The organism is Vibrio genomosp. F10 str. 9ZD137 (assembly GCF_049974785.1).
Taxonomy (GTDB): Bacteria; Pseudomonadota; Gammaproteobacteria; order Enterobacterales; family Vibrionaceae; genus Vibrio.
On sequence record NZ_JBNGCJ010000002.1, the window covers coordinates 1 to 11,109 of the forward strand.

General features: G+C 43.3%; 11 protein-coding genes and 1 pseudogene. 5 read left to right on the forward strand and 7 right to left on the reverse strand.

What is annotated here, in order from left to right; genetic code table 11:
• The first annotated feature begins 170 nt into the window (after window positions 1–170).
• Window positions 171–1,064 carry a DMT family transporter gene (locus ACP45E_RS00010; protein WP_017034625.1) on the forward strand — a complete coding sequence of 298 codons (894 nt, stop codon included), beginning with the start codon at window positions 171–173 and terminating at the stop codon, window positions 1,062–1,064.
• A 49-nt stretch (window positions 1,065–1,113) separates the two neighbouring features.
• Here the strand turns inward: ACP45E_RS00010 and ACP45E_RS00015 are convergent, their stop codons facing one another.
• Window positions 1,114–1,938 carry an HDOD domain-containing protein gene (locus tag ACP45E_RS00015; protein WP_017034626.1) on the reverse strand — a complete coding sequence of 275 codons (825 nt, stop codon included), beginning with the start codon at window positions 1,936–1,938 and terminating at the stop codon, window positions 1,114–1,116.
• A 248-nt stretch (window positions 1,939–2,186) separates the two neighbouring features.
• Here ACP45E_RS00015 and ACP45E_RS00020 point away from each other — a divergent pair, with 248 nt between their 5' ends.
• Complete coding sequence (locus ACP45E_RS00020; protein ID WP_017038199.1) at window positions 2,187–4,754, forward strand: sensor domain-containing protein; 2,568 nt, start codon at window positions 2,187–2,189, stop codon at window positions 4,752–4,754.
• Window positions 4,755–4,862: 108 nt separating this feature from the next.
• Here ACP45E_RS00020 and ACP45E_RS00025 read toward each other — a convergent pair whose 3' ends face one another.
• From ACP45E_RS00025 to ftnA, 3 genes are all read right to left on the reverse strand, one after another.
• Window positions 4,863–6,050 carry an NAD(P)/FAD-dependent oxidoreductase gene (locus ACP45E_RS00025; protein ID WP_017038200.1) on the reverse strand — a complete coding sequence of 396 codons (1,188 nt, stop codon included), beginning with the start codon at window positions 6,048–6,050 and terminating at the stop codon, window positions 4,863–4,865.
• 130 nt (window positions 6,051–6,180) lie between these two features.
• Window positions 6,181–6,504 carry a universal stress protein UspB gene (uspB, locus tag ACP45E_RS00030; RefSeq protein ID WP_017038201.1) on the reverse strand — a complete coding sequence of 108 codons (324 nt, stop codon included), beginning with the start codon at window positions 6,502–6,504 and terminating at the stop codon, window positions 6,181–6,183.
• A 72-nt stretch (window positions 6,505–6,576) separates the two neighbouring features.
• Complete coding sequence (ftnA, locus tag ACP45E_RS00035) at window positions 6,577–7,104, reverse strand: non-heme ferritin (RefSeq protein ID WP_017034630.1); 528 nt, start codon at window positions 7,102–7,104, stop codon at window positions 6,577–6,579.
• 158 nt (window positions 7,105–7,262) lie between these two features.
• Between ftnA and uspA the strand changes: the two genes are divergently transcribed.
• Together uspA and ACP45E_RS00045 are read left to right on the forward strand one after the other, a co-directional pair.
• A complete protein-coding gene (gene uspA / locus ACP45E_RS00040; RefSeq protein ID WP_017034631.1) occupies window positions 7,263–7,688 on the forward strand; it encodes a universal stress protein UspA in 426 nt (141 codons plus the stop codon).
• An 87-nt stretch (window positions 7,689–7,775) separates the two neighbouring features.
• Entirely contained in the window at window positions 7,776–8,645 is an 870-nt protein-coding gene (locus tag ACP45E_RS00045) for a DMT family transporter (protein ID WP_017034632.1), read from the forward strand.
• Window positions 8,646–8,844: 199 nt separating this feature from the next.
• Here ACP45E_RS00045 and ACP45E_RS00050 read toward each other — a convergent pair whose 3' ends face one another.
• Window positions 8,845–9,624, reverse strand: coding sequence for a class I SAM-dependent methyltransferase (locus ACP45E_RS00050; RefSeq protein WP_017038202.1), 780 nt, complete (start codon window positions 9,622–9,624; stop codon window positions 8,845–8,847).
• A gap of 314 nt (window positions 9,625–9,938) precedes the next feature.
• Between ACP45E_RS00050 and asnC the strand changes: the two genes are divergently transcribed.
• A complete protein-coding gene (gene asnC / locus ACP45E_RS00055) occupies window positions 9,939–10,397 on the forward strand; it encodes a transcriptional regulator AsnC (RefSeq protein ID WP_017034634.1) in 459 nt (152 codons plus the stop codon).
• Window positions 10,398–10,502: 105 nt separating this feature from the next.
• On the opposite strand, the gene ACP45E_RS00060 is transcribed toward asnC, so the two are convergent.
• Window positions 10,503–10,784: a hypothetical protein gene (locus tag ACP45E_RS00060; RefSeq protein ID WP_017034635.1), complete on the reverse strand. Its 282-nt coding sequence runs from the start codon at window positions 10,782–10,784 to the stop codon at window positions 10,503–10,505.
• An 83-nt stretch (window positions 10,785–10,867) separates the two neighbouring features.
• Window positions 10,868–11,109 (reverse strand): annotated as a pseudogene (locus tag ACP45E_RS00065) (Bcr/CflA family drug resistance efflux transporter); the annotation flags it as partial.

The following is an 11,109-nucleotide window of genomic DNA, read 5'->3' on the forward strand; positions in this document are numbered from 1 at the left end:
GCATAAAAGGCATTAACTCATTTCTAACGATGAAGTTTATGGTATTTCCATACTGGATAAATGTCCAGTTTGTTGCTATTCCAATCCCCCGTTAGACTAGGCACCTAAACCATTGAAAGTATTTATATCGAACGCCCCTATAAATCATTCACCATCACATTGAGTAATCTATGAACGAACGTCGCGCACTGGGTTTTGGTCTAGCCGCTGTTTTACTCTGGTCAACGGTCGCTACGGCCTTTAAGCTAACTTTGGCCGAGTTTACCCCGATCCAAATGTTAACCGTAGCCAGCGTTGTCTCAGCCATTGCGCTCGTGGGTATCTGTAGTTATCAAGGCAAGCTCGGTCAACTTTCAACCACGTTTATCTCAAACCCATGGTATTACTTATTACTTGGGCTCATTAATCCGCTCGCTTACTACCTGATCTTATTTAAAGCGTACGATCTTCTCCCTGCCTCACAAGCCCAGGCGATCAACTACAGTTGGGCCATTACGCTGACTTTAATGGCCGCCGTATTCTTAGGCCAAAAAATTCGTGGCAAAGATTGGATTGCTTGTGGGTTTAGTTATCTGGGCGTCATTGTTATCGCTACCAAAGGCGACCTCTTAGGCTTAAATTTTGAAAGCCCGCTTGGGGTTTCATTAGCTTTGCTCTCTACTCTTCTCTGGGCAGGGTATTGGATTCTCAACGCCAAAAATAAAGCCGATCCAGTCATTGGCGTGCTGCTTGGTTTTCTCGTCGCGATTCCTTTCGCAATGGGCTTAAGTATTTATGAGGGTGAAAACTGGGATGCGATTACGACTCAAGGTTGGCTAGCGGTAACCTATGTCGGGCTGTTTGAAATGGGCATTACGTTTGTGCTTTGGCTAAGCGCACTGAAGCTGACGCAAAATACCGCCCGAATCAGCAATCTTATTTTTGCTTCACCTTTCATTTCTCTGATGCTGCTTGCCACCATCATTGGTGAAGACATTCACCCTGCAACACTGATCGGGCTTGTCCTTATTATTACAGGTTTGGTCATTCAACAGGTGAAATGGAAAAAGGCCCCCCAGGTCTGATCAACCCGATATGCTCTAACCGTGCCTTTAGACATAGACTCGATTGTCACTAAAACATCTGGTACGCCATTTCACTGCCTTGACCACGCACGGCATCGACCTTATCAATCATGCTGGAATCGATTGATAAGGCTTTCGCGACAGGATGGTGAGTAAGATACGTTTGTTTTTCATCCGCCCCTAGCATTGAATCCCATTTGAAGTGGATATCGCGAGCAAGATAAAGGACACACGCAAGTTTCTTCGACTCCACGGCTTTTCCTGGTTGATTGACATTAGCGATGGCATCAATCATTTCTGACGGAAACTGCCACGCTTTTGCGAGCTCTGCACCTAATTGCTGGGAATCAGTACCCAGTACTTCTTGCTGTACTTTAACGATACTTTCCCCCGACTCGACCCTAGCGGTTATTTCGATGGCTTGTTCAGGGACAAGAGAGTGGATCATCAACTCACCAATATTGTGTAGAACTCCGGTGGTAAAGGTTTCATTGGCATCCAATTTGACGGTTTTTGCAATCGTGCTAGCAATAATCGACACCTCAAAGGTGTTTGCCCAATAATCTTTCAGATTCAACGTTTCTAACTTAGGAAAAGTGGACGAGAGAATAGAAGAGGAAATAAGCGTTCGAATGGCACCAGCACCGACGCGGACGATGGCATCATTAATGGTCGACACCCCCTTCACACCGCCAAAATGCGCTGAATTTGCCATCCTTAGAACTCGAGCACTGAGGACTTGATCCATCGACATTTTTCGGGATAGCTCTCCGAAATCAATGGTTTCTCGGTTGACCATGTCGAGCAATTCTTGCAGTACACTTTCAATGCGAGGAAGTTCATTAATACGAGAAATCAATGCGTGTTGACTCATGAAGTCACTCCTTAAACGACATTTATCTTCATTTAATATAGGTCAAAATCTGATACTCAGCGTGCCTTTCCCCGATAAGTTTACCGTCTAGAATCACCTAAGCTTGACCCAATCCAAGTTCGTACATCAAATAAGCACAGGTTATATATTCATCAATAGTGGTACAATAGGTCGAATACTCTCGCTCATATCTACAATAATAAATTCCATTTGAGTCGAGAAAAAATGATAAACACTTGAGAGTTATTATGTTTCGCATTGCCTTACCCCCATTACACTTAAAGCAGTGGCAAGCTCTTATCGAGCAACTAAGTCATAAGTTTCAAAGTAAACACCAGATATACCGATATTCGGCAGAACGCGAATGGCGACCGCTTTTTGATGAAAGTGGCACACCAAGCTTCGTACTTAAGACTCAAACTGAGAGCCCAAACTTTCATCTTCGACGACTGGATGAAATGCACAGTAATGCCCATTACCCAGACACAGAAAGTCAAATAGACTTCAGTGGTCAACAACCCTATTGGATCTCCCCAATTTGGTATCCAAACGGCACCTTATTTGGCTTTATCACCTCCGCTTTAACCAGCAGTACAACCGAAACCGAAAGTACTAATGAAACTGAAAGTGCTAATAAAACCGAGACTGGCCACAAAACCAATAGCGCCACTCAATCAGACGCCTTCACCTCTTGGCTCTCAATGGTATCGGGTAAAATCAGTTTTGATTTAGCCAGCTTGCAATCTCAACATGGAAAGCAACTACCATCGTTACAAGAGTTTATTGACGGTTTAGATGATCATGTCTGGATAAAGAACAACCGCGGTGAGTATGTGGTTTGTAATAGCGCGGTTGAACGCGCCTGGGGTTACACTTCAGAAACGATTATTGGCTCCAAAGATCACGCTTTGTTTGATGAGGAAATAGCCAATAAGTTTGTCCGCGCTGATCAGCATGTTGTCGACAATGATAGTCAATACATTGTCGAAGAGTGCTCGAGCACCGATGAAAATAACGAGAATATTTGGTTAGAAACCATAAAGTCACCGGTTAAAGATCGCCAAGGGGAATTACTTGGGGTTCTGGGTATGACTCGGAATGTGACTCGACGTAAGACCGTAGAGAATCAACTGAAAGTCACCGCGAAAATATTTAATAACTCGTATGAAGGTATGATGGTCACCGATCACCTCGGTAACCTTATTGAAGTCAACAAAGCATTTTCAGACATCACTGGCTACCACCCCGATGAAGTTCGAGGAAGAAATCCAAGATTATTGAAATCAGGATTACAGGATGCGGCTTTCTATAAACAAATGTGGCAAAGCTTAGAAAACACAGGGCAATGGAAAGGTGAGCTCTCGAACATGCGTAAAGACGGAACGATATACCCTCAAAAGTCGACCATCACCGCTGTTCTGGATAAAAATAATCAAGCGCTCAATTACTTATGTGTCTTTGAGGACATTACGACCCGAAAAGCACATGAACAAAAGCTTCGTAAAATGGCGTTTTATGACCCGCTCACCGATTTACCTAATAGAACGCACCTTATCCAACTGTTAGCAGAGCACATCAAAACCGATCAACCTTTCGCAACACTGTTTCTCGACATAGATCATTTTAAGCACATCAATGACAGCCTAGGCCACTACACGGGCGATCAAGTACTCATTGAACTGGCAGATCGGCTCAAAGCTTCAATCTTACGATCCCATCATATCGCAAGAATTGGCGGGGATGAGTTTGTGATCGTGATTGATGACCTTAACGACCCTGATTATTTAATTAGCATGATCAGCAGTGCGTTGGGGCTATTTAGCGCGCCTTTTTATCCTAACGACAGCCAACCGTTGCACTTATCCACCAGTATTGGGGTTTCTCGATACCCTCAAGATGGAACGGATACAGATACATTGCTAAAAAATGCGGATACCGCGATGTACCTTGCTAAGAAAAATGGACGAAATGGGTACGCTTTTTATTCACCTGAATTAACCGATCAATCCAAATCTCATGTTCGCTTCCACTCTGCACTTCATCAAGCCATTAAGAATGATGAGTTTCATTTGGTTTATCAGCCTCAGTTTGATTTAACCACGGGTCGCATCAGTGGCCTAGAAGCACTATTGCGTTGGCACAATCCCGCCTTAGGTACTATTTCTCCAGATCAATTCATACCTATTGCGGAAAAAACAGGGTTGATTAATGAGCTTGGAACATGGGTAATAGAAACCGCGTGTAAGCAAGGCAAGCTGTGGCTGGATAACGGCTACCAATTTTCAAAGATTGCGGTAAATGTGTCCGCGAATCAGCTACAACAGCCTCACTTTTCAAACACCCTCCAGGCTATTTTGGAAAGCACTCAGTTTCCAGCCCATCACCTTGAAGTGGAAATCACTGAAGGATTCTTAATGCGTGATCTTGCCCTCGCGACTCACGATTTAAATCAACTGAAAGCATTGGGCGTTGAGGTTTCTCTCGATGACTTTGGTACCGGGTACTCATCACTGTCTTATCTGAAGGGATTACCCATCGACAAAATTAAGGTCGACCGATCATTTATTAATGACATACCGGGCGATGAAGACAGTGTTGCTATTGTTAGCGCAATCATTGCCATGGCAAAGAGCTTGTCTCTCAAGGTGATTGCAGAAGGCATTGAAAATCAGCAGCAGCAAGATCAGCTTTTAGCTCTAGGTTGCACCATAGGCCAAGGTTTCCACCTTAGAAAACCACTCAATCCTAATGAGCCTGAAAACCAAAGGGATCTCGTTGAGCTGTTTACCCGTCCTGCTGATGGACTGATGAGCTAACTCGCTGATAGATTGAATTAAATGGGATTAATGAGTCATGGCCGCAATATTAGCGACGGTCTACTGACCTCCCCCAGAACATGGGGGAGTCTAGGTTGTTTTAATTCACTAAACCCATTGCCCTGCGACAAAACCGCTTGACCAAGCCCACTGGAAATTGTATCCACCAAGCCAACCCGAAACATCCATCACTTCGCCAATAAAATAGAGCCCTGAAACGCTCTTACACTCCATGGTTTTCGATGATACACAATCAGTATCGACACCGCCCAAAGTCACTTCAGCCGTTCTATACCCCTCGGTACCATTGGGTGCAACTTTCCAATTTTCGAGCAAGGAAACAATCGCTTCCTGTTCCTTAGGGGTCAACTGCTTTAAAGGCTTATCAATGAACTCTTTACGCTCAATAAGCGCTTCAACTAACCGCTTAGGAAGGACCTTTGCTAAGGTGTTCTTCAAGCTTTGATTCGGGTGTTTTTCTCTCGATTCGATGAGTAACAGTTCGACATCATCATTAGGGATTAAGTTAATCGACACGCTTTGTCCTGGTTTCCAAAATGATGACACTTGCAGTATCGATGGGCCAGACAATCCACGATGAGTGAAGAGTAACGCCTCTTTAAAGAGTGTGCCGTCTTGCGTGGTCACCTCGGTAGGAAGAGCAACACCCGATAGGCCGGCCAAATCATCTTTGTCTTTATTGTGCAGGGTAAATGGAACAAGGCCTGCGGTTGTAGGTATCACGGGTAAACCGAACTGTTCAGCAATCTTATAGCCGTATGGGGTTGCACCTAATTTGGGCATCGATAGCCCCCCTGTTGCCACCACTAATGACTGACATTCAATCACATCACTATCGATATCAAGGGTGAAGCCCGTTTCATTTTGTTCTACACGAGTGATGTTGGCTTGGTAACGCTGAGTGACACTATCGAGCTGGCACTCATCGAGTAACATGCGAACAATTTTTTTGGCGGAATCGACACAAAACAGCTGCCCGTGTTCACGCTCTTCAAACTCAATCCCATGTTTGCTGACCAAGGAAATGAAATCCCAGTTGGTATATTGGGAAAGCGCCGACTTAACGAAGTGTGGATTTTTGCACAAGAAGTTATTCGCGGAAACATCATAGTTGGTAAAGTTACAGCGACCACCACCCGAAATCAGAATTTTTCGACCAGGCTTTTTTGCATGATCAACCAATAGAACCGTTCGTCCTCTCTTGCCCGCTTCAGCAGCACACATTAATCCCGCTGCGCCCGCGCCAATAATAACGACATCAAATTGGTTGCTCATGTTATTGCTCTTCTGTAATGGCTCGACAAATAAAAAAGGATGTGCAAAAGCACATCCTTACGATGGTATCGTATTCTAACTCCAAATAAACGGAATGCCAATTTGAAGTCTTGATTGATTCAATAACGAATCAAACCATAAAAGCGATCAGCAGCGTCACACTCAATAAACCACAAGAAAGAATAAAGAGCTCTCTTACTCGGTCACATTTGCCAGTAAACACTGGGTCATGATGATGATGATACTCTTTGGTTTTTAAGTAGCTATAAAGGCGAACTTGCTTGGTCATATTACCATGGGTGGTAAAAAACCCACCACCATCAACTTGCTGATAAAGCAAGGGATGAGCTTCTCTCATAATATAGATTAATGAACGCAGCGCCGTTAAGTATCGAGCCACATTGAGCCCGGTCACTAATAGCAACGCTAATAAAATCGTGTCTCCACTGATCATCTTCTCCTCCCTACATCTTCTATCAATGCTTGAAAAGAAAAGACGACTCAGTGAATTGTCTTTTTGCTGATGTTACTCAGCAACAGCATCCATAATAGAAGATGAACCTTCTTTAGCTAGTACAGCTAGATCTTTGTCGATAAAGAACAGTGCCTTACCATCTTCACCCACTAACTCTAGCTTATCTAATATCCCTTTAAACAACTTCTCTTCCTCGTGCTGTTCAGCAACGTACCACTGCAAGAAGTTAAACGTTGAGTAGTCTTGATTAGTGAAGGCAACATGAGCAAGTTTATTGATTTTTTCAGTGATCATTTGCTCATGTTCATAAGTCAAACGAAACACGGCACCTAAACTTTCAAATTCATGTTGTGGCGCTTCAATGACACCAAGTATCGGCATTGCACCCGTCTCACTTACGTAAGTAAAAAGACGCTGCATATGCTGCATTTCTTCAACGGCATGACCTCGTAAAAACTCAGCCGCACCTTCAAATCCTTTGTCTTCACACCAAGCACTCATTTGTAAGTATAGGTTGGATGAGAAAAATTCTAGGTTTATTTGCTCATTCAATTGCTCAACCATGGCTTTTGGTAACATTTTTTTCCCCTATTTCAACTATCTAACTGCATTGACTAAATCTATTAATCAAACAATAACATGTTCATTACTCAATGTGGATATGAGATCACAACAGCAATAATCCTTATTCACTGATGCTAGAGTAATCCTATCCCAATAAAATAGGAGAGATCCAAATGAGCTATCAACATATCTTAGTCGCAGTCGACCTTTCTGAAGACAGCAAATTGCTGGTTGATAAGGCCGCTGCACTCGCCAAACCTCTGAACGCTAAGCTTTCTTTTATTCATATCGATGTAAACTATGCGGAGCTTTATACCGGTCTTATCGACATCAATCTTGCCGAAACACAGCATCAAGCAATGGAATCGTCTCAAGCGCAATTACAAGAATTAGCGGATCATGCTCAATACCCAATTAAACACACCTTAATTGGAAGTGGGGATCTCAGTAATGAGCTATGCGACACCATCAATGAACACAACTTTGATTTGGTCGTGTGCGGGCACCACCAAGACTTCTGGAGTAAGTTACTCTCATCGACTCGCCAGCTTATCAATAGCTCTCCCGTCGATATGCTGGTTGTGCCGCTGACCGATTAAGCGATATTAGCGGGGTAGAACGTTCTATTTATAACCAATACCAATTAGGGTAAACTGCAGCTATCTTTTTGATAATGAATCTTATTTATGTTTTATCTTTCTGCCGTTACCCTACTTTGGGCATTTTCGTTTAGTTTGATCGGTGTTTATCTGGCCGGTCAGGTTGATTCTTGGTTTTCAGTCTGGATACGCGTTGCTTTAGCAAGCCTTGTGTTTATTCCTTTTACCCAGTTCCGGGGTGTCGCTAATACATTGAAATTGAAACTGATGTGTATTGGGGGCATACAACTTGGTCTTATGTACTGCTTCTATTACCAATCGTTCTTGTTGCTTTCTGTTCCTGAAGTCCTGTTGTTCACCGTTTTCACACCCATCTATGTGACGCTGATTTATGACCTGCTTAAACAACGTTTTTCGCCCTGGTACTTAGTCACCGCAGCAATAGCGGTATCTGGGGCTGCTTTCATTAAATTTTCGGGCGTAAATGACAACTTTTTACTCGGATTCTTAGTGGTTCAAGGTGCTAACCTTTGCTTTGCGATCGGACAAGTCAGCTATAAGTATGTAATGGAGCAAGAAGCCACAGAGCTACCTCACCATTCTATTTTTGGCTATTTTTATTTTGGTGCCCTGTGTGTTGCGACCATCGCATTTGCTCTGATGGGCAATATCGATAATTTGCCTACCACCTCATTGCAGTGGGGCGTTTTGATTTATCTGGGTGTGATCGCTTCTGGTGCCGGCTACTTTCTATGGAATAAAGGGGCATGCCTTGTGAATGCCGGCGCTCTCGCCGTGATGAATAACCTCCTTGTCCCAGCTGGGCTTATAGTAAACATTGTCATTTGGAATCGAGATGTAGACCTTGTGAGTTTATCTATTGGTGGACTGATTATTTTGCTTTCACTGTGGGTCAATGAAACATGGGTAAAAAAGCGGGTTGAACAACAGGCTTAGATCCATACTGGTTGCCTGGGGAAATACGGAGTCGTTACTCTCTTGAAGACTTTATCTAAAAGCCGTGCCTAAAGTCTTATCTAAAAACCAGAAACTTAAAGCGCTCACTCATTTAGTGAGCGTTTTTATTGAGTAACGTGTCGTAACGGCTTTTATGCTTGTTATTTTTAGTCACTGATTTCTTTAGTCACTTACTGTATTAACTCATCGATGCCTTTACATAAACATCAAAGCGGTTCTTCTTGGTTTCTATCGCCATAGCGGGTTTTCTGTCACCTAGCCATGGAGCATAATCAGGGCGTTTTACCACCACTCGCTTAGTGGCAAGCGCCAAAGCGGGAGTTAATAAATCATCGGCATCATTGTCAGCCCCGACTAGCGACTGAAAAACACGCATCTCTTTTTTAACAAGTGCCGATTTTTTCTTATTCTCTGGATGTGGATACATAGGATCAAGATACACGATATCAGGTTGAACAAAGCTTTTGTCTTCAATTAGTGATGTTAAAGCATCGTGACTAGAGGCATGTATGAGTGACATTCTTTCCGTTACCCAATGTCCAATCTCACTGTCTTGTTTTGCTCTCGAGAGCCCATCATCAAGTAGTGCTGCAACAACCGGGTGACGTTCGACCATTTGAACCTGGCAGCCTAAAGACGCTAACACAAAGGCATCGCGCCCTAACCCCGCCGTTGCATCAAGAACCGTGGGGGTCGCTCCTTTATTAAGCCCTGCGGCTTTGGCTATTGCTTGTCCTTTTCCACCACCAAACTTACGACGATGACCAACGGCACCACCAACGAGGTCGACAAAAATGGCCCCCAGTTTGGGTTCGTCTAATTTGCGTAATTCTAAATGCTCATCGGTTAGCACCAACGCAAACATACTCGAGCTATCGTGTTTCAGCCTCCAGCGCTTGGCTAAGCCATCTAAGTTATCTTGTTGTGATGCGTCTTCGCAAATCAGTTGTAACTGCAAAGTTGGCTCCAGATGTCAGTCAGTAAATACAATAAAATGAACGGCAGAAGTCTACCTGTTTTTCTCGGCGCTTTCTTGGGTTTCTATGACCATTGCATTAGTCATAATTTAGATCGATTCCAAGCTGCATTTTGATGTCATGGCAATATCAGACCACCCGGCTAAATAATGAAACAAAGTCATGACTCGGGGAAAGATGAAAATCGAGCATCAGCATGGCACAAGGAATGCAATCAATTGATAATAGTAACATCGCTGTTGATAAAATATACTGAGTGCGTTTCTCTTTTGTTCCTCACAATCGCGGTGATTAAATGCAACAAGCTAAGCTCGATGACCTAGACCGGGCCATACTCAAAACTTTGATGGAAGACGCTCGTAAACCTTACGCTGAAATGGCAAAAAGCTTCGATGTCAGCCCCGCCACGATTCACGTTAGAATTGAAAAGATGAAGTCAGCCGATATTATTCAAGGAACAGAGGTGATCGTTAACACCAAGAAACTCGGCTATGACGTTTGCTGTTTTATTGGAATAAACTTGAATGCGGCAAGAGATTATCATTCTGCGATTGCTAAGCTCAATGCACTTGAAGAAGTTGTCGAAGCTTATTACACGACTGGCGCCTACAACATTTTTGTCAAGCTTATGTGTAAGTCTATTGAAGAGCTGCAGTATGTTCTGATCGACAAGCTACAAGCCATTGATGAAGTTCAGTCTACAGAGACACTGATTTCTCTACAAAACCCTATTAATCGCAATGTGAATCCGTAACGGCCCGTCATCTGTTGTACGATGTTCGAGATATTCTATAGCATTAAAAATGGCCTCACTAAAAAGTGAGGCCATTTCGATGAATCCATTAACGGAACAATGCGATTAACGAGCTAAATACGCTTTTAATTCTTCAGCGGAAATGCCTTGCTCGGCTAGCTGCTTGGCTAACGTTTCTACCTGCTCGCCTTTTCTTGACTCTATAACCTGTTGAAATTGAAAAACGATATCTTTTAGTACATCAATAGGAACCTGCTTAGCCGCACTACGAATACGCTCACCACTTTGGTTTCCCATCTCGTTAAGAATTTTACCAAACATGATTTTTTCTGGTGCATCTTCTAACTGTTCAAGAACTCGGGCCATCTCGTAAGTTGTCATCGACATTATTATTGGTTATCCAGTGCATAATATGTATTAATCGTAAGAGGTTAAATATACACCTGTTTTGACACTAATAACACATCATATTAACTATGTTCGGCTGATAACCTTACCTCATGCCATTTATGGCCTACCTTCGAACACAGCACGATTAAGCTCGGCGCAGTAAGCCAAAGAAGTAAGGTGATTAGCATTTCTGGTTCGAGTGATAATCTCTGCATAATACCGACTACGAGCCCAGATCCACTCATTTGAAACAGACCCAATAAAGCCGCTGCTGTTCCGGCTTTGTCACCAAACGGCGCCAACGCTTTACCCGCTGCTGCGC